Source organism: Brachybacterium massiliense, assembly GCF_900184245.1.
GTDB classification, from domain to species: domain Bacteria; phylum Actinomycetota; class Actinomycetes; order Actinomycetales; family Dermabacteraceae; genus Brachybacterium; species Brachybacterium massiliense.
Window position 1 is genome coordinate 238,064 of sequence record NZ_FXXB01000003.1, and the last position, 22,084, is coordinate 260,147.

The 22,084-nt window shown below is 67.6% G+C and carries 14 protein-coding genes and 3 rRNA genes; 16 read left to right on the forward strand and 1 reads right to left on the reverse strand.

What is annotated here, in order from left to right:
- Positions 1 to 340: 340 nt before the first annotated feature.
- From BN4251_RS01435 to BN4251_RS01490, 12 genes are all read left to right on the forward strand, one after another.
- Positions 341 to 961, forward strand: a complete 621-nt coding sequence (locus tag BN4251_RS01435; protein ID WP_087483393.1) for a 50S ribosomal protein L25/general stress protein Ctc — start codon at positions 341 to 343, stop codon at positions 959 to 961.
- A gap of 232 nt (positions 962 to 1,193) precedes the next feature.
- Positions 1,194 to 1,808 carry an aminoacyl-tRNA hydrolase gene (gene pth / locus BN4251_RS01440; protein WP_087483394.1) on the forward strand — a complete coding sequence of 205 codons (615 nt, stop codon included), beginning with the start codon at positions 1,194 to 1,196 and terminating at the stop codon, positions 1,806 to 1,808.
- The gene (gene mfd / locus BN4251_RS01445) at positions 1,805 to 5,404 is read left to right on the forward strand and encodes a transcription-repair coupling factor (RefSeq protein WP_087483395.1); all 3,600 of its coding nucleotides are present in this window, start codon (positions 1,805 to 1,807) and stop codon (positions 5,402 to 5,404) included. Before pth ends, mfd begins: the two co-directional genes overlap by 4 nt.
- A gap of 10 nt (positions 5,405 to 5,414) precedes the next feature.
- Positions 5,415 to 6,236, forward strand: a complete 822-nt coding sequence (locus tag BN4251_RS01450) for a MazG nucleotide pyrophosphohydrolase domain-containing protein (protein ID WP_245810144.1) — start codon at positions 5,415 to 5,417, stop codon at positions 6,234 to 6,236.
- Positions 6,237 to 6,302: 66 nt separating this feature from the next.
- Positions 6,303 to 7,586, forward strand: coding sequence for a phosphopyruvate hydratase (gene eno, locus BN4251_RS01455; RefSeq protein WP_087483396.1), 1,284 nt, complete (start codon positions 6,303 to 6,305; stop codon positions 7,584 to 7,586).
- A 32-nt stretch (positions 7,587 to 7,618) separates the two neighbouring features.
- Complete coding sequence (locus BN4251_RS01460; RefSeq protein ID WP_170931771.1) at positions 7,619 to 8,299, forward strand: FtsB family cell division protein; 681 nt, start codon at positions 7,619 to 7,621, stop codon at positions 8,297 to 8,299.
- The gene (locus BN4251_RS01465) at positions 8,296 to 8,844 is read left to right on the forward strand and encodes a DUF501 domain-containing protein (RefSeq protein WP_087483397.1); all 549 of its coding nucleotides are present in this window, start codon (positions 8,296 to 8,298) and stop codon (positions 8,842 to 8,844) included. The genes BN4251_RS01460 and BN4251_RS01465 overlap by 4 nt, the downstream gene beginning before the upstream one ends.
- Complete coding sequence (locus BN4251_RS01470; protein ID WP_087483398.1) at positions 8,841 to 9,794, forward strand: Ppx/GppA phosphatase family protein; 954 nt, start codon at positions 8,841 to 8,843, stop codon at positions 9,792 to 9,794. The genes BN4251_RS01465 and BN4251_RS01470 overlap by 4 nt, the downstream gene beginning before the upstream one ends.
- Before the next feature lie 78 nt (positions 9,795 to 9,872).
- Positions 9,873 to 11,246: an NAD(P)/FAD-dependent oxidoreductase gene (locus BN4251_RS01475; RefSeq protein WP_087483399.1), complete on the forward strand. Its 1,374-nt coding sequence runs from the start codon at positions 9,873 to 9,875 to the stop codon at positions 11,244 to 11,246.
- 206 nt (positions 11,247 to 11,452) lie between these two features.
- The gene (gene nagB, locus BN4251_RS01480; protein WP_087483400.1) at positions 11,453 to 12,250 is read left to right on the forward strand and encodes a glucosamine-6-phosphate deaminase; all 798 of its coding nucleotides are present in this window, start codon (positions 11,453 to 11,455) and stop codon (positions 12,248 to 12,250) included.
- 53 nt (positions 12,251 to 12,303) lie between these two features.
- Positions 12,304 to 13,806 carry an NCS2 family permease gene (locus tag BN4251_RS01485; RefSeq protein ID WP_087483401.1) on the forward strand — a complete coding sequence of 501 codons (1,503 nt, stop codon included), beginning with the start codon at positions 12,304 to 12,306 and terminating at the stop codon, positions 13,804 to 13,806.
- Positions 13,803 to 14,282, forward strand: coding sequence for a MarR family winged helix-turn-helix transcriptional regulator (locus BN4251_RS01490; protein ID WP_087483402.1), 480 nt, complete (start codon positions 13,803 to 13,805; stop codon positions 14,280 to 14,282). The genes BN4251_RS01485 and BN4251_RS01490 overlap by 4 nt, the downstream gene beginning before the upstream one ends.
- An 80-nt stretch (positions 14,283 to 14,362) precedes the next feature.
- On the opposite strand, the gene serC is transcribed toward BN4251_RS01490, so the two are convergent.
- The gene (serC, locus tag BN4251_RS01495; RefSeq protein ID WP_087483403.1) at positions 14,363 to 15,526 is read right to left on the reverse strand and encodes a phosphoserine transaminase; all 1,164 of its coding nucleotides are present in this window, start codon (positions 15,524 to 15,526) and stop codon (positions 14,363 to 14,365) included.
- Between the two features lie 127 nt (positions 15,527 to 15,653).
- Here serC and BN4251_RS01500 point away from each other — a divergent pair, with 127 nt between their 5' ends.
- The 4 genes from BN4251_RS01500 to rrf all read left to right on the forward strand — a co-directional run bounded on the left by BN4251_RS01500 (position 15,654) and on the right by rrf (position 22,049).
- Positions 15,654 to 16,355 carry a demethylmenaquinone methyltransferase gene (locus tag BN4251_RS01500; protein ID WP_087483404.1) on the forward strand — a complete coding sequence of 234 codons (702 nt, stop codon included), beginning with the start codon at positions 15,654 to 15,656 and terminating at the stop codon, positions 16,353 to 16,355.
- A gap of 497 nt (positions 16,356 to 16,852) precedes the next feature.
- Positions 16,853 to 18,372: ribosomal RNA gene (locus BN4251_RS01505) — 16S ribosomal RNA — on the forward strand.
- Positions 18,373 to 18,741: 369 nt separating this feature from the next.
- Positions 18,742 to 21,809, forward strand: a 23S ribosomal RNA gene (locus tag BN4251_RS01510).
- 123 nt (positions 21,810 to 21,932) lie between these two features.
- Positions 21,933 to 22,049: ribosomal RNA gene (gene rrf, locus BN4251_RS01515) — 5S ribosomal RNA — on the forward strand.
- The 16S, 23S and 5S rRNA genes sit together here, the layout of an rRNA operon.
- Positions 22,050 to 22,084: the final 35 nt, after the last annotated feature.

Here is a 22,084-nt window from a genome sequence, read left to right on the forward strand (position 1 = left end):
CCCGCCGATCCGGGGACCTAGGTCACTGATTTCTGGCTCTGACCTGCAGGGACGTAGGTCCCGTCGGAAAGTGCGCCGAGAGCGGGGGTGCCGCCTCCCGCGCCGCCCGACCCGCCGGGCGGGGGCCCTCGAGCCGCCGAGCGGGGGCCGGTGCGGCGCCGCTCACGTCCGCGCCGGTGCAGAGCGCGCCGCGTGCTAAGGTCACCTGGTCACTTCGGCGAGGGAGTGGGCGCACGCCCCTCCGTGATCGACGCGGTGCGGAGAAGCTGGAGTCCCGGACTCCCGCGTGCCCCGTGGCGTCGCTCATCGTCGAGCCACCCCTCCACGAGGAGCACATCCCATGGCTGAGAAGCTGAACGTCGAACTGCGCGAGGACTTCGGCAAGGGCGCGTCCCGCCGTCTGCGCGCCGAGAGCCGTATCCCCGCCGTCCTGTACGGGCACGGCCAGGACCCCATCCACCTCTCGCTGCCCGGGCACGACACCGCCCTGGCCGCCCGTAACCCCAACGCTCTGCTCGAGCTGGTCCTGCCCGACGGCGAGACCCACCTCGCGCTGATCAAGGAGATCCAGCGCCACCCGCTCAAGCGCTCCCTGAACCACCTCGACCTGATCATCGTCCGCAAGGGCGAGAAGGTCGAGGTCGAGATCCCCGTGGTCCTCACCGGTGAGCCCGTCTCCCCGGCCGCGGCCTTCGTGGACCTGCAGACCCTCACCCTCCTGGTCGACGCCCTGCACGTCCCCGAGCAGGTCGAGGTCGACGTCGAGGGTGCCGAGGACGGCTTCCAGGTCTTCGCCGGCGACGTCACCCTGCCCCAGGGCAGCGAGCTCGTGAACGACGCCGAGATCCTCGTGGCCTCCGTCGCGCTGCCGCGCGTCGAGGAGGAGGACGAGGAGACCGAGGAGGGTGCCGAGGAGGAGGCCGCCGAGGAGTCCTCGGAGGAGCCCGCCGAGGAGGAGTGACCCTCCGGAGCGGATCCGGAAGGGCCCACGGCCCGTGCCCCGCTCCTTTGCTCACACCTTTCCCGCCGGGGCGTCGCGCTGTGCGCGGCGCCCCGGTACGGTATCCGGGGTCGTGCGCACCGTCGTCCGCGGTCCTCGCCCGTCGCCGGGCGGGACCGGCGCCAGCGCAGACACCCACCCGTCCGCCCCGGCCCGCGCAGGCCGGTGCCCAGGCAGCAGCGAGGAGCAGCCGATGACCGTGAGCGATCGCCGACCGGGCCCGTACCTGGTGGTGGGCCTGGGCAACCCCGGCCCGAAGTACGCGGCGACGCGCCACAACATCGGCCAGATGGTGATGGACCACATCGCCCAGGCCGGAGGCGGCCGCTTCACCGCGGCCCGCCGGGCCCAGGCCGTGGTGCTCGAGGGCCGCCTCGGCCTCCCCGGGGCCGACGAGCGGGTCATCCTCGCCAAGACCACCACCTTCATGAACGTCTCCGGCGGGCCGGTCGCCGCGCTCGCCGCCTACTACGACATCCCGCCCGAGCGGGTGATCGCGGTGCACGACGAGGTCGACATCCCCTTCGACGCCGTCCGGCTCAAGCTCGGCGGCGGAGAGGGCGGCCACAACGGCCTGCGGGACATCACCAAGACGCTCGGCACGAAGGACTACCTTCGCGTCCGCGTCGGCGTCGGCCGTCCCTCCGGCGGCCGCGACACCGCCGACCACGTGCTCGCCCCCTTCACCAGCACCGAGCGCAAGACCCTCGAGCTGCTGATCTCCGATGCCGCCGACGCCGTCGAGATGCTCATCCTCGAGGGCCTCACCGCCGCCCAGCAGTGCTTCCACTCCCGAGAGGCCCGATGACCGCGCAGACCGCCGCCCCCGCTCCCACGACCGTGCCCCCGCTGCGGCCGCTGCTGGACCAGCTCGCCGCCGGGCAGGACCTCGGCGCCGTCCGCGACCTCGTGCGCGAGGGCACCGACAGTGGAGAGGGCGGCAGCATCGTCGCCGCCACCGGCCTGTTCCCCTTCCTGGTCGCGGATCTGGCCCGGCACGCGAGCGCCGAGCAGCCGCTCGTGGTGGTCACCGCCACCACTCGTGCCACCGAGGACATCCGCGCCGCGCTCACCGCGATGGTGGGCACCGAGCATCTGGCCGAGCTGCCGGCCTGGGAGACGCTGCCCCATGAGCGCCTCTCGCCGCGCGCGGACACCGTCGCCCGGCGCCTGGCGACCCTGCGCCGCATCGCCCACCCCGCGACCGAGACCCCGGTCCACGTGCTGCTGATGCCCGTGCGCTCCCTGCTGCAGCCGATCGCCACCGGCCTCGGCGACCTGCGGCCCGTGCGCGCCGCGGTGGGGGAGACCTACCCGCTCGAGGACCTCGAGCGGGACCTCGTCGACGCCGCGTACGTGCGCGTGGACATGGTCGAGAAGCGCGGGGAGTTCGCGGTGCGCGGCGGCATCCTCGACGTCTTCCCGCCCACCGAGCCGCATCCGGTGCGCGTGGACCTCTTCGGCGACGAGGTCGACGACGTGCGCTACTTCTCCGTCGCCGACCAGCGCTCCCTCGAGCCCGCCCCGCGCGGCCTGGACGCCCCGCCCTGCCGCGAGATCCTGCTCACCGAGCAGGTGCGCGAGCGGGCCCGCGCCCGCGCCGAGGAGCTGCCGGGGGTGCGGGACCTGCTGCTGCGCATCGCCGACGGCATCGCCGCGGACGGCATGGAGTCCCTCAGCCCCGTCCTGGTGGACGGGATGGAGCAGGTCGCCGACGTGCTCCCCGCCGGGGCACGGTTCCTGGTGCTGGACCCCGAGAAGGTCCGCGCCCGCGCCGACGAGCTGGTCGCCACCACCGACGAGTTCCTCGCCGCGGCCTGGTCCAGCGCCGCAGCTGGCGGCGGGCTCCCGATCGACGTGGGCGCGGCGAGCTTCGTGCCGCTGTCCGAGGCGAAGGGCCACGCCCGCGAGGGCGGCCGCGCCTGGTTCACGCTGGCCGCCTTCGGGCTCGACACCGATGTGGACGTCACCACCTCCTCGACCACCCACCCCGGCTACTCCGGCAAGCCGGGCGATGCCGCGAAGGATCTCGAGCGCCGACGCCTCGAGGGATGGTCCGTGGTCTCCACGATGGCCGGGCCCGGCGGTGCCCGTCATGCCGCGGAGAACCTGCGTGCCGAGGGGCTGCCCGCCGTGTACAGCGGGGAGCTCGAGGCGCCGGTCGCCCCGGGCGAGGCCGTCGTCACCGTCGGCCCCTTCGTCGAAGGGCTCGTGGACGAGCAGCTCAAGCTCGTCCTGACCTCCGAGCGGGACCTCACCGGCAAGTCCGGTGCCCGCCGCGGGGCCGAGCGGAAGATGCCCTCCCGCCGCCGCAACGTCGTCGACCCCCTCCAGCTGCGCCCCGGGGACCACGTCGTCCACGCCCATCACGGGGTGGGCCGCTTCGTCGAGATGACCAGCCGCACCGTCGGGGCCGGGGCCAAGCGCACCACCCGCGAGTACCTGGTCATCGAGTACGCGCCCTCCAAGAAGGGCCAGCCCGGCGACCGCCTGTACGTGCCCAGCGACCAGCTCGACCAGGTCACCAAGTACGTCGGCGGCGAGGAGCCGAGCGTCAACCGCATGGGCGGCGCGGACTGGGCCAAGACCAAGTCCAAGGCTCGCAAGGCGATCCGCGAGATCGCCGACGAGCTGGTGCGCCTCTACTCGGCCCGCCAGTCCGCACCCGGCCACGCCTTCGGACCCGACACCCCCTGGCAGCGAGAGCTCGAGGACTCCTTCGAGTTCGTCGAGACCCCGGACCAGCTCTCCACCATCGAGGATGTCAAGGCCGACATGGAGAAGCCGGTCCCGATGGACCGCCTGATCCTCGGCGACGTCGGCTACGGCAAGACCGAGATCGCGGTGCGCGCAGCGTTCAAGGCGGTCCAGGACGGCAAGCAGGTCGCCGTCCTCGCCCCCACCACCCTGCTCGCCCAGCAGCACCTGGACACCTTCACCGAGCGCTACACCGGCTTCCCGGTCACGGTCAGGGGCCTGTCCCGCTTCCAGAGCGCCGCCGACTCCCAGGCCACCATCGAGGGCGCGGCCGACGGCAGCGTCGACGTCATCATCGGCACCCACCGCCTGCTCACCGGCACCGTGCGCTTCAAGGACCTCGGCCTGCTGATCATCGACGAGGAGCAGCGCTTCGGCGTCGAGCACAAGGAGACGCTCAAGGCGCTGCGCACCAACGTGGACGTGCTCTCGATGTCCGCCACTCCCATCCCGAGAACCCTCGAGATGGCCGTCACCGGCATCCGCGAGCTCTCGATCCTCGCCACCCCGCCCGAGGAGCGCCACCCGGTGCTGACCTACGTCGGCGCCCAGGAGGACAAGCAGGTCACCGCCGCGATCCGGCGCGAGCTGCTGCGCGAGGGGCAGGTCTTCTACATCCACAACCGGGTCGAGGACATCGACCGGGTCGCCAACTATCTGCGCGAGCTGGTGCCCGACGCCCGCGTGCAGGTCGCCCACGGCAAGATGAACGAGCATCAGCTCGAACGCGTGATCGTCGACTTCTGGGAAAGGGACTTCGACGTGCTGGTGTGCACCACCATCGTCGAGACCGGCCTGGACATCGCCAACGCCAACACCCTCATCGTCGAGAACGCGGACAAGTTCGGCCTCTCCCAGCTGCACCAGCTGCGCGGACGCGTGGGCCGCTCGAGCGAGCGCGCCTACTCCTACTTCCTGTACAACGCGGGCAAGCCGCTCACCGAGACCGCCCATGACCGGCTCTCCACCCTCGCCACCAACACCGACCTCGGCGCCGGCATGCAGGTGGCGATGAAGGACCTCGAGATCCGCGGAGCGGGCAACCTGCTGGGCGGCGAGCAGTCCGGGCACATCGCCGGGGTGGGCTTCGACCTCTACGTGCGGATGGTCGGGGAGGCCGTGGCGGCGTTCAAGGGGGAGGCGACCGCCCCCGAGAAGGAGATCCGCGTCGAGCTCCCTCTGGACGCGCACATCCCGCACGACTACATCGGCTCCGAGCGCCTGCGCCTGGAGGCCTACGCCAAGCTCTCCGCCGTGCGCGAGGTCTCCGAGATCGAGCAGGTGCGCGCCGAGCTCACCGACCGCTACGGCGCACCGCCCGCCTCGGTCGAGGTGCTGCTGGATGTGGCCCGCTTCCGGATCGATGCGCGCGCGGCGGGCGTCGACGAGATCCAGGCCCAGGGCAAGATGATCCGCTTCGCCCACCTCGAGGTGCTGGACTCCGCGGCGATGCGCATGAAGCGCCTCTACCCGGGCACCGTGCTCAAGCCGGCCACCCGCCAGGTGCTCGTGCCGCGCCCGATGACCGCCCGCTTCGGCGGCACCGAACTGCGGGACCACGAGCTGCTCGAGTGGGCCCGCGAGGTGCTGCGCACGCTCGTGCCCTCCGTGGCGGAGCAGATCACCTCCCGCGCCGCGGCGAAGTAGCCTCACCCTCGTGAACCCCTCGCCGCAGCCCGCCGCCCCCGAACCCGCCGACGCCGCCGTCCCGGAGGAGGGCGGGCAGAGGCGGGGCGCGGCGCTGCTGCGCGCGGTCGAGGTGATGGAGGCGCTGCGCGCGAGCGACGGCGACGCCTGGACGCATCAGCAGACCCACGCCTCCCTCGCGCGCTACCTGCTCGAGGAGACCCACGAGGTGCTCGAGGTGATCGACGACCCCGACTCCCACGGCCCCGGGGCGCTCGCCGACGAGCTGGGGGACCTGCTGTTCCAGATCCTCTTCCACGCCCGGGTGGGGCAGGAGCAGGAGCCGGCCTGGGACGTGGACGACGTCGCCCGCGCCTTCGTCGCCAAGATGGAGCGGCGCAACCCCCACGTCTTCGGTGCCGCCCGCGAGGAGGCGCTCGACGACCCGGACGACGTCGACCAGATCATCGCCCAGTGGCACGCGGTCAAAGCGGCCGAGCGCGCCGCGCACGGCGGCCGGCGCAAGGGATGGTTCGACGGGATCCCCGCCCAGCTGCCCGCCCTGCAGAGCGCCGCGAAGGTCGTGCACCGGGCCCGGTCCGAGGGCCGGCTCGACGAGCTGCTCGAGGCCGCTGACGCGGTCTCGGCCGCGCCCGACGCCGCGGACTGGGGCGGCGACCACGCCCGTGCGCTGCTGGACCTGGTGGTCGTCGCCGAGTCCCGGGACGACGATCCCGAGAGCGCCCTGCGTGCGCTGCTGGCCCGCTCCCGCAGCCACCTCGCGGCGCGCGCGGACAGCGAGAAGGATCCCGCGGAGGAGTCCTCGGTCACCGATCCTGGGCGCACCGCCTAGACTGTCTGGCGGACGGTCAGCGCCGACCGGCCGTGACGGAACTTCACCCGAAGGAAGGAACAGCCCATGGCAGCCCTGATCGATGCCCTGCACGCCCGCGAGATCCTCGACTCCCGAGGAAACCCCACCGTCGAGGTGGAGGTTCTCCTCACCGACGGCACCTTCGCCCGTGCGGGGGTCCCCTCCGGCGCCTCCACCGGCGCCTTCGAGGCGGTCGAGCGTCGTGACGGCGACAAGTCCCGCTACCTGGGCAAGGGCGTCCTGGATGCCGTCGCCGCCGTGGTGGCCGACATCCAGCCGAAGATCCTGGGCATGGACGTGCAGGAGCAGCGCGCGATCGATGCCGCGATGCTCGAGCTCGACGGCACCAAGAACAAGGGCACCGTGGGCGCCAACGCCATCCTCGGCGTCTCCCTCGCCGTGGCCCGCGCCGCCGCGGACTCCGCCGGCGTCCCGCTGTACCAGTACGTCGGCGGCCCGAACGCGCACGTCCTGCCCGTGCCGATGATGAACATCCTCAACGGCGGATCCCACGCGGACTCCAACGTCGACATCCAGGAGTTCATGATCGCGCCGATCGGTGCGGAGACCTTCTCCGAGGCGATGCGCGTCGGCGCCGAGGTGTACCACGCGCTCAAGGCCGTCCTCAAGGAGCGCGGCCTGTCCACCGGTCTCGGCGACGAGGGCGGCTTCGCCCCCAACCTGGACTCCAACCGCGCCGCCCTGGACCTGATCGTCGAGGCGATCACCAAGGCCGGCTTCGAGGCGGGCAAGGATGTCGCGCTCGCGCTCGACGTCGCCGCCACCGAGTTCTACGCCGACGGCGCGTACACCTTCGAGGGCGCGAAGAAGACCTCCGCCGAGATGGTCGAGTACTACGCCGAGCTCGTGGCCTCCTACCCGCTGGTCTCGATCGAGGACCCGCTGGACGAGGAGGACTGGGAGGGCTGGAACGCCATGACCGAGCGCCTGGGCGACAAGACCCAGCTGGTGGGCGATGACCTCTTCGTCACCAACCCCGAGCGTCTGGGCCGCGGCATCGCCGAGGGCTCCGCGAACGCGCTGCTGGTGAAGGTCAACCAGATCGGCTCGCTCTCCGAGACCCTCGACGCCGTGGACCTCGCGCACCGCGCGGGCTTCAAGGCCATGATGTCCCACCGCTCCGGCGAGACCGAGGACACCACCATCGCCGATCTCTCCGTGGCCACCAACTGCGGGCAGATCAAGTCCGGTGCTCCCGCCCGCGGTGAGCGTGTGGCGAAGTACAACCAGCTGCTGCGCATCGAGGAGGAGCTCGGCGAGGCCGCGCGCTACGCCGGCGCCTCCGCCTTCCCCCGCTTCACCTCCTGAGAAAACTCAGCGCGAGGTTGTAACCTCGTCGCATGAGCAGCAGACGACCGGGCGCCCCGCGATCGACGAGGCGCCCGGTCTCCGCGTCCGGGGCCAGGCGCCCCGGCGGAAGGACCTCCTCCCGTCCCGCGGCGAGCACCTCCCGCGGGAGCACCAAGGGCGGCTCCCCGACCCGCTCCCGGGGCCCGGCCGCGGCCGCACGGCCCACGGCCGGCACCGCGAGCGCACCGGAGGAGGACGGCCCCGGCATCACTATCACGCGGCGCACCCTCGCGCTGATCGCCCTGGTGGTCGTCGCCCTCGCCGCCCTGGTCCCCACCGTGAACTCCTACGTCGCCCAGCGGCAGCAGCTGTCGGACCTGCGCTCGCAGGTCTCGCAGCAGGAGCAGCAGGTCGAGGACCTCCGCACTCAGGTGGCGCGCTGGGAGGATCCGGCCTACGTCGCCGCCCGCGCCCGCGAGCGCCTCCTGTTCGCGATGCCGGGGGAGACCCAGTACCGTCTCACCGACACCTCCGGCCGTGACGTGCCCCTCACCGAGGCCGAGCAGGCCGCGGAGGAGGCGAAGGAGGGCGAATGGTTCTCCGTGCTCTGGGAGAGCGTGGAGGGCTCCAGCCGCCTGACCCCCGAAGACATCCCCGATGAGACCGGGTCCACCGAGGACGACGTCCCCGAGCAGGACCCCGCCGACCAGATCCAGGATCCCGATCAGTGACCACTCTGCCCGACCTGCCCCACGACTCCCCGGCCACCCCGCACGATCTCGAGGTCATGCGCGAGCAGCTCGGCCGGGACATGCGTGGCGTGGTCTCCATCGCCCGGCGCTGCGGCTGCGGCCGCCCCGCCGTGGTGCGCACCGCGCCGCGGCTCGAGGACGGCACCCCGTTCCCCACCTCGTTCTACCTCACCCTGCCCTGGCTCACGCTCGAGCTCTCCCGCCTCGAGGCCACCGGCATGATGGCCGAGCTCAGCCAGCGCCTCGAGCAGGACGAGCAGCTCGCCGCCGCCTATCGCGGCGCGCATGAGCGCTACCTGGCTCGCCGGGCGGAGCTCGGTGACGCCGAGGAGGTCCGGCACGTCAGCGCGGGAGGCATGCCCACGCGCGTGAAGTGCCTGCACGCCGTGGCCGGTCAGGCCCTCGCGGAGGGCCCCGGCGTCAACCTGATCGCCGATGAGGTGCTGGCCGGCATCCCCGGCGCCTTCCCGGAGCTGACGTGCCGCTGCCAGGCAGCCGACGAGGACGCGGCGGAGGCCCGATGAGCGCCCCCGTCGCCGCGATCGACTGCGGCACCAACTCCATCCGACTGCTGATCGCCCGGCGCGACGACGCCACCGGCCGGATGCTCGACCTCGAGCGTCAGCTGGAGATGGTCCGGCTCGGGCTCGGCGTGGACCGCACCGGGCGTTTCGACCCCGTCGCGATCGAGCGGACTCTCGACGCGGCTCGCCGCTACGCCGCGCTGATCGCCCATCACGGCGTCGCGCCGCAGGACATCCGCTTCGTGGCCACCTCCGCGACCCGGGATGCCGCCAACCGCGCCGTGTTCATCGAGGGGATCCGCGAGATCCTCGGTGTCGCCCCTGAGGTGATCAGCGGCCAGGAGGAGGCCGAGCTCTCCTTCCGCGGCGCCGTCAGCACCGTGACGGGCCTGCCCGAGGGGCCGCGCCTGGTGGTCGATATCGGGGGAGGGTCCACCGAGCTGGTGCTCGGCACCGAGGCTCCGACCCACCGCATCAGCATGGACATCGGCTCGGTGCGCCTGACCGAGCGCCACCTGGTGGCCGACCCGCCCACCGAGGCCGAGATCGCCGCCGCGAGCGCGGACATCGACGCGATGCTGGACCAGGCGGAGCAGGTCGTGCCCTTCGCACGGGCCGAGGCCCTCGTCGGCGTCGCCGGAACCGTGACCACCGTCACAGCGGTGGCCAGCGGGATCCAGGACTATCGTCCCGACGTCACCCACGGCGCGGCGCTGAGCGTCGACCAGGTCACCACCACCTGCCTGACCCTGCTCGCGGAGACCAGGGCGCAGCGCTCCCGCCACGCGGTCATCCACCCTGGTCGCATCGATGTGATCGGCGCCGGGGCGCTGATCTGGGCCCGCATCGTGGCACGGGTGGCCGCGGCCACCTCGATCACCGGGACCCGCACCAGCGAGCACGACATCCTCGACGGGATCGCGCTGCAGCTGCTGGATCGGGTCCCCTGAGGGGCGCGACGTCTCACGACGGGCCGCATTCGTCTCATGTCTTTTGTCTCCGGGCCGTCGCGGTTCTAGTCTGTAGACATGACTAATACTTTCGGCGGCAAGCCCCACGTCCTCATCCTCGGCGGCGGTTCCGTCGGCCTGACGACCGCGTCCGAGCTGCGCAAGACCCTCGGTGCGGAGGTCGCGATCACCGTCGTCGACCCGCGCCCCTACATGACCTACGCCCCCTTCCTCCCCGAGGTGGGTGCGGGCAGCATCGATCCGCGCAACGTCCTCGCACCGCTGCGCAAGGTGCTCCCCGGCGCGAAGGTCGTCACCGGCTCGGTCTCCGCGATCCGCAGCGCCGAGAACACCGTCGTGGTGGACATGGAGGAGGGCGAGCAGCTCGAGATCGCCTACGACTACCTCGTCGTCGGCCTCGGCGCCGTGCCGCGCCTGCTGCCCATCCCGGGCCTCGCGGAGAACGCGATCGGCTTCAAGCAGATCGAGGAGGCGGCCGCCGTGCGCGACCGCATCCTGGCGAACCTGGCCGAGGCCGCGACCACCAAGGACCCGGCCGTCCGCAAGCGTCTGCTCACCTTCACCTTCATCGGCGGCGGCTTCGCCGGCGGTGAGGCGGTCGCCGAGACCGAGGACATGGTCCGCGACGCCCTGCGCTACTACCCCGACCTCCACGCCTCGGACATCCGTTTCGTGCTCGTCGACGGTGCGCCCTTCATCTTCCCCGAGCTCAACGAGGACCAGCGCGCCTACGTGCTCAACCAGCTGCGCGAGCGCGGTGTCGAGGTCAAGCTCGAGACCTTCCTGAACTCCGCCGAGAACGGCGTGATCAAGACCAGCGACGGCGACGAGTTCGAGTCCGATCTGCTGGTGTGGAACGCCGGCGTCAAGCCCGCCCCGGTGCTCTCCGACTCCGAGGTCTCCGACCTCCCGGTCGTCACCGAGCGCGGCCCCATGATGGGCAAGCTCCAGGCCCTGGCCGATCTGCGCGTCAACGGCACCGACGGCCCGCTGGACAACGTCTTCGCCGCCGGCGACTGCGCCGCGGTCCCGGATCTCGCCTCCGGCGAGGGCAAGTTCTGCCCGCCCAATGCGCAGCACGCCGTCCGTCAGGCCAAGCGCCTGGCGGACAACATCGCGCGCTCCGTCCAGGGCCGCCCGCTGGTGGACTACTACCACCGCAACCTCGGCGTCATGGCCACCCTGGGCATGTACAAGGGCGTCGGCCGCCTGAACGTGGGCGAGAAGGAGCTGGACATCCGCGGCCTGCCGGCCTGGGCGATGGCCCGCGCCTACCACGTGTACGCGATGCCGACCTTCGGCCGCAAGGCCTCCGTCGTCGCCGGCTGGGTGACCAACCTGATCTCCCGTCGCGACATCATCGGCATCCCGCAGAGCGAGACCCCGCGCGCGGCGTTCGAGTACGCCGCGAACACCGGCAAGAAGAAGTGACCCGAAGGGAGCGTCCCCTTCCGACGCTTCCGTGACACCGGACGGACGCCGCCGCGCCACCGCGCTGCGGCGTCCGTTCCGTGTCAGGGGCTGTCGCGTGCGGCCAGGGGCCCCGGTCCTCGGTAGGATGCGAAGCTCCGACCACCAGCAGTCACCAGACTCGAGCGCGCCCTGACGCGGCGCGCTCCACCGAAAGGGCAGGCCACATGGAGATCCACATCGTCGCCGATGCAGACGCCGGCGCGAAGGTCGTCGCCGACCTCTTCGAGAGGACCGTGCGCGACGCCGGGGACTCCGGCGCGGTGCTGGGCCTGGCCACCGGATCCTCCCCGGTCCCCACCTACACCGAGCTGATCCGTCGCCACCGTGTGGAGGGGCTGTCCTTCGCGGCGTGCCGCGCCTTCCTGCTCGACGAGTACGTGGGCCTGCCCGCCGGCCACGAGCAGAGCTACCACGCCTTCATCCGGGAGAACTTCGTCTCCAAGGTCGACATCGAGGACGCCTCCGTGATCTCCCCGAACGGCGCCGCGACCGACCCTGCGGCCGAGGCCGCCGAGTACGACCGCCGCATCAGCGAGGCCGGAGGAGTGGACCTGCAGATCCTCGGCATCGGCTCCAACGGACACATCGCCTTCAACGAGCCCGGCAGCTCGCTCGCCTCCCGCACCCGCGTGGTGGGGCTGACCCGCTCCACCATCGCGGACAACGCCCGCTACTTCGACTCCCCGGCCGATGTGCCGGTGCGCGCGATCAGCCAGGGCCTCGGCACCATCCTCGAGGCGCGCCGGATCGTGCTCACCGCCTCGGGCGAGGGCAAGGCCGCCGCCGTCGCGCAGCTCGCCGAGGGAGCGATCAGCGCGCGCTGGCCCGCGACCGTGCTGCAGACCCATCCCGCGGTCACCGTGGTGGTCGACGAGGCCGCCGCCTCCCAGCTCGAGCTCGCGGACTACTACCGCCACAGCCGGGCCCTCGAGAGCGACATTCCCCTCAGCACCGACCGCTGACGCCGCACGAACGGGCAGGCGGAGCAGGCACCGCGACGGATACGATCGCCTCCATGCAGCAGGCTGATCCCTCCTCCTCCCCGACATCCTCCTCGGCCGCGGTGGCGCCGCGCTCCGCCCTGGACCGCTACTTCAAGATCTCCGAGCGCGGCTCGACGGTCTCCCGCGAGATCCGCGGCGGCCTGGTCACGTTCTTCTCGATGTGCTACATCGTGGTGCTGAACCCGCTGATCATCGGCACCGTGCCCGACTCGACCGGCATGTACCTCGGCGGCGGCACCGAGCCGAACCTGCCCGCTGTGGCCGCCGGCACCGCTCTGATCGCGGGCATCCTCAGCGTCTTCATGGGCGCATGGGCCAAGTTCCCGCTCGCCCTCGCGGCGGGCCTGGGCCTGAACGCGTATCTCGCCTACTCCGTCGTGCCGCTGCCCGGCATGACCTGGGCGGGCGCGATGGGCATGGTGCTGATCGAGGGCGTGGTGATCCTGCTCCTCGTGCTCACCGGCTTCCGCAAGGCCGTCTTCGACGCGGTGCCGCCGTTCCTCAAGACCGCCATCGCCGTGGGCATCGGGCTGTTCATCGCCTTCCTCGGCCTGTTCAACGCGAAGTTCGTGACCACCGCCGCGGGCACCCCGGTGCAGCTGGGCAACGACGGCTCCCTCACCGGCTGGCCCACCTTCGTGTTCGTCACCGGGCTGCTGCTGATGTTCGTGCTGTGGATCCGCAAGGTCCCCGGCGCGATCCTGATCGCGATCGTCACCGCGACCGTGCTGGCCATGATCATCGAGCAGGTCCTGAACCTCGGCGCCTTCGCCCCGGCGGGGGAGTCCAGCGAGGGCAACCCCGGCGGCTGGGCGATGAACGTGCCCTCGCTGTCCGAGTTCCCGATCCAGATGCCCGACTTCGCGACCCTGTTCACCGTCGACCCGATCGGCGGCATCACCGCGGCCGGCGTGATCGGCGCGAGCGTCATCGTCTTCTCGCTCCTGCTGGCCGATTTCTTCGACACCATGGGCACCATGGTGGGCGTCGCCTCCGGCGCGGGCCTGGTGGACCAGGACGGCGACATCCCCCACTCCCAGCGCATCCTCGTGGTCGACTCCGCGGCGGCGATCGCCGGCGGCATCGGCGGCGTCTCCTCCAACACGAGCTTCGTCGAGTCCACCTCGGGCGTGGCCGAGGGCGCCAGGACCGGACTGTCCGCGATCGTGGTGGGCGCGCTCTTCCTCGCCGCCACCTTCTTCTCGCCGCTGGTTGCGATGGTGCCCTACGAGGCGGCGACCCCGGCGCTGGTGATGGTCGGCTTCCTGATGATGACCCAGATCACCGACATCGACTTCACCGACGTCGAGATCGCGGTGCCGGCGTTCCTGACCATCATCCTGATGCCCTTCGCCTACTCGATCACCGTGGGCATGGGCGCCGGATTCGTGATGTACGTGCTGATCCGTGTGGCACGCGGCAAGGCCCGTGACGTGCACTGGCTGATGTACCTCATCGCACTGATGTTCGTCGCCTACTTCCTGCGCGGCGCGGTCGCGGGCCTGCTGCTGTGAGCCAGGGCGGGGGCGGCGAGGCGGCCGACGAGAGCGCGGCCGGGACGGAGGAGACCGCGGAGCTCGCGGCCGAGCTGCAGCGCGTGCTGCTGGTCTCCTCCCGGATCCTGCGCTCGCACACGTCCTCCGACGCCGTCTCCGCACCGCAGTTCTCGGTGCTCGCCTACCTGCAGCGCACGGGCGAGTCCACCCCGGGCGCCCTCGCGGAGTTCGAGCATGTGAGCCCTCCGGTGATGACCCGCATCCTGGGCCGGCTCGAGAAGGCCGGACTCGTGGAGCGCGCCGCGCACCCGGAGGACGGCAGGCAGGTCAGGGTGACGCTGACCGGAGAGGGGCAGGACGTGGTGCGGGCGGGTCGCGCGAAGCGCGATGCCTGGCTCCGCTCCCGGATCGAGGCCGCTCCCGCCGAGGAGCGAGCAGCCCTGCGCGAGGCCTCCCGCGTGATGCGCGCGATTCTCATCCCCTCGCGTGACTGAGCATGAGGGCATCGCCCTGAGATGACGACGGCCGGACCGCTCGATGGAGCGATCCGGCCGTCGTCATACGACGTGCTGGCTCAGGAGCCGGCAGTGGCATCCAGGACGTGGTCGAGCACCGCGATCAGCGCTGCGACATCCTCCTCGCCGACAGCGGGGAAGGTCGCGATGCGCAGCTGGTTGCGCCCCAGCTTGCGGTAGGGCTCGATGTCCACCACTCCGTGGGCGCGCAGCACCGACGTGATCGCGGTGGCATCGATGGACTCGTCCACGTCCAAGGTGGTGACCACCTGGGAGCGGGCGGCCGGATCCGCGACGAACGGAGTGATCTCCTCACGGCGGGCGGCCCACTGCTGGAGCATGCCGCTGGTGGTGCGGGTGCGTGCGTCGGCCCATGCCAGACCGCCCTGGGCGAGCATCCATTCGATCTGCTCGGCCAGCAGCACCAGGGTGGCGATCGCGGGGGTGTTCAGCGTCTGGTTCTTGCGGGAGTTGTCCAGAGCGGTGCTCAGCGAGAGGAATGCCGGGGTCCAGCGATCCTCCGCGGCGGCGAGCCGCTCGATCCGGGCGATCGCCGCGGGGGAGAGGACGCTCAGCCAGAGCCCGCCGTCGGAGGCGAAGGCCTTCTGCGGGGCGAAGTAGTACGCGTCGGTCTGGGTGATGTCCACGGAGGCGGCACCGGCTACGGAGGTCGCATCCACCAGCACGAGCTGATCCTCGGTGGTGCCCTTGGGCCGGCGCACCGGCACCATGACGCCGGTGGAGGTCTCGTTGTGCGGCCACGCATACGCGTCCACCTCGGGGTTCGCGACCGTGACGGGCAGTGACCCGGGCTCGGAGCGCAGCACCTCCGGCTCCTGAAGGTGCGGAGCCCCCGCGGCCTCGGTCGCGAACTTCTGCGAGAACTCGCCGAGCACGAGGTGCTGGGAGCGACGCTCGATGAGCTCGAACACCGCCATGTCCCAGAACGCGGTGGAGCCGCCGTTGCCGAGCGCGATCTCGTACCCCTCGGGCAGGGAGAACAGCGTGGACAGTCCCTCGCGCACCCGGCCGACGACGTCCTTGACCGGTGCCTGACGGTGGGAGGTGCCCATGACGGAGATGGACGCAGACTGCAGCGCCTCCATCTGCGGACCTCGGATGCGGGAGGGGCCGGAACCGAATCGACCGTCGCCCGGCAGCAGATCCCGGGGGATCGACAGGGCGCGGACGGCATCGGAACGTGCAGAGCTGGCTGCGGTCATGCGGGTCTCCTCCTGAGGGATGGGCCAGGGCACCGAGCGGACGGGCACCCGCGCCTATTGTCCCAGTGACACGGGACAGAGGCGGATCGGGTCCACGGGAGCACGGTGCACATGGGAGGATCGGAGCATGAGCCGTGCCGATCTCGAGAAGAAGCCGTACGACGTCGCGACGATGTTCGACGGCATCGCCAAGCGCTATGACCTGATGAACGATGTCGCCGCGATGGGGCAGGTCGGCATGTGGCGGGACCTGATGGTCGACGCTCTGGACATCGACCCCGGCGATGCGGTGATGGACCTGGCCGCCGGCACCGGCACCTCGAGCACCGCGATCGCCGAGGCCGGCGCTCGAGTCGTGGCCGCGGACTTCTCCCTGGGCATGATGGGCGAGGGCCGGCGCCGTGGCGCGCCGGTCCCCTTCGTGGGAGCCGACGGGCAGCACCTGCCCTTCGCCGACGACGCGTTCGACGCCGCCGTGATCTCCTTCGGGCTGCGCAACGTCCACGAGCCCCGCATGGCGCTCGCAGAGATGGTGCGTGTGGTGCGCCCCGGAGGCAAGGTGGTGGTCTGCGAGTTCTCGACGCCGACGTGGGGACCGTTCCGCACGGTCTACGAGAAGTACCTGCTGCGTGCCCTGCCCGCGGTCGCCGGACGGTTCGCCACGACGGTGGACCCCTACGAGTACCTCGCGGAGTCCATCCTCGACTGGCCGGACCAGGAGTCGCTGCGCCGCTGGTTCGTGGACGCCGGTCTCGAGAAGACCCAGTACCGGAACCTCAGCGGAGGGATCGTCGCGCTGCACCGCGGTGTGGTGCCCGTCGCGGAGTGAGCGGGATCGACAGAGCTGCCCCGGCGCCGCATCCGTCGGATTCATGCACGAATGCATGCATGACCTGCGCGAACAGCACGAGAGGCCCGCATGTGGCCGAGGCCACCTCGGAAATGGCTGTTCTGGCTTGACCGGGGTGCTGGGGGCCCGTAATGTTCTTCCTCGTGCCCCGGAGAACGGGAACGAGGAACGGCCGAGAGGTTGGACCGAGATCCTGGCTCTGGCCAGGCATGGAAGGTCTTCCGAGAGAGGATCGCGGCGCGGATCACACCGCACGGATTTGACTCGGAGAACCGGCCCCGGTAAGTTTGAGGGGTTGCCTCGGAGCGAGGGGCTCGAGAAGAGTTCAGTAGCTGTGAGTGCGCGTGTTGCTTGATATCTCAATAGCGTGTCTGTTTGTTGATGCCATTATTTTGAATGGCAATTTTTAGCGGATGATACAGCAGTTATATGCTGGTTGTTTGTTTCTATTGTCAGGATACTGTTTTTCATGTTTTTTCATGGAGAGTTTGATCCTGGCTCAGGACGAACGCTGGCGGCGTGCTTAACACATGCAAGTCGAACGATGACGACCGTGCTTGCACGGTCTGATTAGTGGCGAACGGGTGAGTAACACGTGAGTAACCTGCCCTCCACTTCGGGATAACCTCGGGAAATCGTGGCTAATACCGGATATGAATCCTTGTCGCATGGCGGGGGTTGGAAAGATTTATCGGTGGGGGATGGACTCGCGGCCTATCAGTTTGTTGGTGAGGTAATGGCTCACCAAGACGATGACGGGTAGCCGGCCTGAGAGGGCGACCGGCCACACTGGGACTGAGACACGGCCCAGACTCCTACGGGAGGCAGCAGTGGGGAATATTGCACAATGGGCGAAAGCCTGATGCAGCGACGCCGCGTGAGGGATGACGGCCTTCGGGTTGTAAACCTCTTTCAGTAGGGAAGAAGCGAGAGTGACGGTACCTGCAGAAGAAGCGCCGGCTAACTACGTGCCAGCAGCCGCGGTAATACGTAGGGCGCAAGCGTTGTCCGGAATTATTGGGCGTAAAGAGCTTGTAGGTGGCTTGTCGCGTCTGCCGTGAAAACCCGAGGCTCAACCTCGGGCGTGCGGTGGGTACGGGCAGGCTAGAGTGTGGTAGGGGAGACTGGAACTCCTGGTGTAGCGGTGAAATGCGCAGATATCAGGAAGAACACCGATGGCGAAGGCAGGTCTCTGGGCCATTACTGACACTGAGAAGCGAAAGCATGGGTAGCGAACAGGATTAGATACCCTGGTAGTCCATGCCGTAAACGTTGGGCACTAGATGTGGGGGACATTCCACGTTTTCCGCGTCGTAGCTAACGCATTAAGTGCCCCGCCTGGGGAGTACGGCCGCAAGGCTAAAACTCAAAGGAATTGACGGGGGCCCGCACAAGCGGCGGAGCATGCTGATTAATTCGATGCAACGCGAAGAACCTTACCAAGGCTTGACATGCACCGGACGACTCCAGAGATGGGGTTTTCTTCGGACTGGTGCACAGGTGGTGCATGGTTGTCGTCAGCTCGTGTCGTGAGATGTTGGGTTAAGTCCCGCAACGAGCGCAACCCTTGTTCTATGTTGCCAGCACGTGATGGTGGGGACTCATAGGAGACTGCCGGGGTCAACTCGGAGGAAGGTGGGGACGACGTCAAATCATCATGCCCCTTATGTCTTGGGCTTCAAGCATGCTACAATGGTCGGTACAATGGGTTGCGAAACTGTGAGGTGGAGCGAATCCCAAAAAGCCGGCCTCAGTTCGGATTGGGGTCTGCAACTCGACCCCATGAAGTCGGAGTCGCTAGTAATCGCAGATCAGCAACGCTGCGGTGAATACGTTCCCGGGCCTTGTACACACCGCCCGTCAAGTCACGAAAGTCGGTAACACCCGAAGCCAGTGGCCCATCCTCGTGAGGGAGCTGTCGAAGGTGGGATCGGTGATTGGGACTAAGTCGTAACAAGGTAGCCGTACCGGAAGGTGCGGCTGGATCACCTCCTTTCTAAGGAGCATCACCAATTATGGTGGCCATCTGCCTGCCCGAGTGTGGTGGGGGTGGTTGCTCAAGGGTGGAACATCAACGAATGGGCACTTCGCTTGCCGGCGATGTCTTCTAGTACGACCTTTCGGGGTCTGGAACGGGAATGGCCGGTGGGTTTGAGGTGGAGACACGCTATTGGGTTGTGAGGCTGCACGCAGCCCCGACGGGCCCTTCTTTGGAAGGGCGTTGTGGGGGTGTGTGGCTGGTCCTCCCTGATGCTGCTTGGCGCGAATGCGTAGGTGGTGTTGGTGTGGGGTTGTTTCTTGAGAACTGCATAGTGGACGCGAGCATCTTGTAAGCAATTTTTATTGACATTGTGTCTTTGTGTTGCCGTAAGTTTTAAAGGGCGCACGGTGGATGCCTTGGCAAGAGGAGCCGACGAAGGACGTGGGAGTCTGCGTTAAGCCTCGGGGAGTTGACAACCGAACTGTGATCCGAGGATGTCCGAATGGGGAAACCCACCACGAGTCATGTCGTGGTACCCGCCACTGAATGTATAGGTGGTGTGGAGGGAACGCGGGGAAGTGAAACATCTCAGTACCCGCAGGAAGAGAAAACAATAGTGATTCCGTGAGTAGTGGCGAGCGAAAGCGGATGGTGGCTAAACCTGGTCTGTGTGATACCCGGCAGGGGTTGCAGGTTGGGGGTTGTGGGACGTATCAGAACTGTCTGCCGGCAGTTCGGCGTGGACGTGCAGCGGTAGTCGAAGTCGTGGTGAGTGCGACGGCGTAGAGGGTGTGACCCCCGTAGACGAAATCGATGTGCGGCGTGATGCTGTTCCCGAGTAGCACCGGGCCCGTGAAATCCGGTGTGAATCTGCCAGGACCACCTGGTAAGCCTGAATACTACCTCTTGACCGATAGCGGACAAGTACCGTGAGGGAAAGGTGAAAAGCACCCCGGGAGGGGAGTGAAATAGTACCTGAAACCGTGTGCTTACAATCCGTCGGAGCCTTTAGGGGTGACGGCGTGCCTTTTGAAGAATGAGCCTGCGAGTTAGTGGTCGGTGGCGAGGTTAACCCGTGTGGGGTAGCCGTAGCGAAAGCGAGTCTGAACGGGGCGTTCAGTCGCCGGCTCTAGACCCGAAGCGAAGTGATCTATCCATGGGCAGTGTGAAGCGCGGGTAAGACCGCGTGGAGGCGCGAACCCACTTCAGTTGAAAATGGAGGGGATGACCTGTGGATAGGGGTGAAAGGCCAATCAAACTTCGTGATAGCTGGTTCTCCCCGAAATGCATTTAGGTGCAGCGTTACGTGTTTCGTGCCGGAGGTAGAGCACTGGATAGGCGATGGGCCCCACCGGGTTACTGACCTTAGCCAAACTCCGAATGCCGGTACGTGAGAGCGTAGCAGTGAGACTGTGGGGGATAAGCTTCATAGTCGAGAGGGAAACAGCCCAGAACATCAGCTAAGGCCCCTAAGCGTGTGCTAAGTGGAAAAGGATGTGGAGTTGCTGAGACAACCAGGAGGTTGGCTTAGAAGCAGCCACCCTTGAAAGAGTGCGTAATAGCTCACTGGTCAAGTGATTCTGCGCCGACAATTTAGCGGGGCTCAAGCACACCGCCGAAGCTGTGTCACTCCGGTCTTGTACTGGGGTGGGTAGGGGAGCGTCGTACAGCCAGCGAAGCTGCGGGGGAACCCAGTGGTGGAGGCTGTACGAGTGAGAATGCAGGCATGAGTAGCGAAAGACGGGTGAGAAACCCGTCCGCCGATTGATCAAGGGTTCCAGGGCCAGGTTTATCCGCCCTGGGTTAGTCGGGACCTAAGGCGAGGCCGACAGGCGTAGTCGATGGACATCGGGTTGATATTCCCGAACCGATCGTAGGAGGACCCATACCGAGGCAGTCGATGCTAACCACCCGAGCCGTCTCTTCACCCTTCGGGGTGGGGTTGGTGGTGAGGCTGGGAACCAAGGTTGTAGTAGGTCAGCGCATGGGATGACGCAGAGAGGTAGCTTCCGCGGACTTAATGGAATAGTCCGTCTAAGCGTGCAGCCCGGCCCCGGGTAATGCTGGGGCCTTGAGGGTGAGACGTGATGGGGATCCCGTATGGGCGTAGGTGAGTGATCCTGTACTGCCAAGAAAAGTTCCGGCGTGACGAATACGGTCGCCCGTACCCTAAACCGACTCAGGTGATCAGGTAGAGAATACCGAGGCGTTCGAGAGAATCGTGGTTAAGGAACTCGGCAAAATGCCCCCGTAACTTCGGGAGAAGGGGGGCCCTATCCGTGAGAGCGGTGAGGGCCGCAGAGACCAGGGAGAAGCGACTGTTTACTAAAAACACAGGTCCGTGCGAAGTCGTAAGACGCTGTATACGGACTGACGCCTGCCCGGTGCTGGAAGGTTAAGAGGACCGGTTAGAGCCCTTCGGGGTTCGAAGCTGAGAATTTAAGCCCCAGTAAACGGCGGTGGTAACTATAACCATCCTAAGGTAGCGAAATTCCTTGTCGGGTAAGTTCCGACCTGCACGAATGGCGTAACGACTTCTCCACTGTCTCAACCGCGAACTCGGCGAAATTGCATTACGAGTAAAGATGCTCGTTACGCGCAGCAGGACGGAAAGACCCCGGGACCTTTACTATAGTTTGATATTGGTGTTCGGGACGGCTTGTGTAGGATAGGTGGGAGACTGGGAAGCATTCACGCCAGTGAGTGTGGAGTCGTTGTTGAAATACCACTCTGGTCGTTCTGGATTCCTAACCTCGGTCCGTGATCCGGATCAGGGACAGTGTCTGATGGGTAGTTTAACTGGGGCGGTTGCCTCCTAAAGAGTAACGGAGGCGCTCAAAGGTTCCCTCAGCCTGGTTGGCAATCAGGTGTTGAGTGTAAGTGCACAAGGGAGCTTGACTGCGAGACTGACAAGTCGGGCAGGTGCGAAAGCAGGAACTAGTGATCCGGCACCTCATTGTGGAATGGGTGTCGCTCAACGGATAAAAGGTACCCCGGGGATAACAGGCTGATCTTGCCCAAGAGCTCATATCGACGGCATGGTTTGGCACCTCGATGTCGGCTCGTCGCATCCTGGGGCTGGAGTTGGTCCCAAGGGTTAGGCTGTTCGCCTATTAAAGCGGTACGCGAGCTGGGTTTAGAACGTCGTGAGACAGTTCGGTCCCTATCCGCTGCGCGCGTTGGATATTTGAGAAGTCCTGTCCCTAGTACGAGAGGACCGGGATGGACTGACCTCTGGTGTGCCAGTTGTTCTGCCAAGGGCATGGCTGGTTGGCTACGTCGGGAAGGGATAACCGCTGAAAGCATCTAAGCGGGAAGCCTGCTTCGAGATGAGATATCCGTGCACCTTTTGGTGTGGGAGGCCCCCAGTAGATGACTGGGTTGATAGGCCAGATGTGGAAGCGCAGTAATGTGTGGAGCTGACTGGTACTAATGGCCGATGACTTACTTCAACACTATTGTTTGCGTGTGTGTTTGCGTCCACTGTGCGGTTCTTGGGAAACAACTCCTCGGAGCTGGATCACTCGTTTGTGGGGGTGTGTCTGGTTCTGGAGTGGCTGGTTGTCTCATCGTGTTACGGCGGTCATAGCGTCGAGGAAACGCCCGGTTCCATTCCGAACCCGGAAGCTAAGCTCGATTGCGCCGATGGTACTGCACTCGGGAGGGTGTGGGAGAGTAGGTCGCCGCCGGACATCTTCACTGGGAGTGGAGGAGTGCTTGAACCCCT

Excerpts from the sequence above, each read along its gene's own strand:
- BN4251_RS01435 (WP_087483393.1), top strand. The coding sequence starts at position 341 with ATGGCTGAGAAGCTGAACGTCGAACTGCGCGAGGACTTCGGCAAGGGC.
- pth (WP_087483394.1), top strand. The coding sequence starts at position 1,194 with ATGACCGTGAGCGATCGCCGACCGGGCCCGTACCTGGTGGTGGGCCTG.
- mfd (WP_087483395.1), top strand. The coding sequence starts at position 1,805 with ATGACCGCGCAGACCGCCGCCCCCGCTCCCACGACCGTGCCCCCGCTG.
- eno (WP_087483396.1), top strand. The coding sequence starts at position 6,303 with ATGGCAGCCCTGATCGATGCCCTGCACGCCCGCGAGATCCTCGACTCC.
- BN4251_RS01460 (WP_170931771.1), top strand. The coding sequence starts at position 7,619 with ATGAGCAGCAGACGACCGGGCGCCCCGCGATCGACGAGGCGCCCGGTC.
- BN4251_RS01470 (WP_087483398.1), top strand. The coding sequence starts at position 8,841 with ATGAGCGCCCCCGTCGCCGCGATCGACTGCGGCACCAACTCCATCCGA.
- BN4251_RS01475 (WP_087483399.1), top strand. The coding sequence starts at position 9,873 with ATGACTAATACTTTCGGCGGCAAGCCCCACGTCCTCATCCTCGGCGGC.
- nagB (WP_087483400.1), top strand. The coding sequence starts at position 11,453 with ATGGAGATCCACATCGTCGCCGATGCAGACGCCGGCGCGAAGGTCGTC.
- BN4251_RS01485 (WP_087483401.1), top strand. The coding sequence starts at position 12,304 with ATGCAGCAGGCTGATCCCTCCTCCTCCCCGACATCCTCCTCGGCCGCG.
- serC (WP_087483403.1), bottom strand. The coding sequence starts at position 15,526 with ATGACCGCAGCCAGCTCTGCACGTTCCGATGCCGTCCGCGCCCTGTCG.
- BN4251_RS01500 (WP_087483404.1), top strand. The coding sequence starts at position 15,654 with ATGAGCCGTGCCGATCTCGAGAAGAAGCCGTACGACGTCGCGACGATG.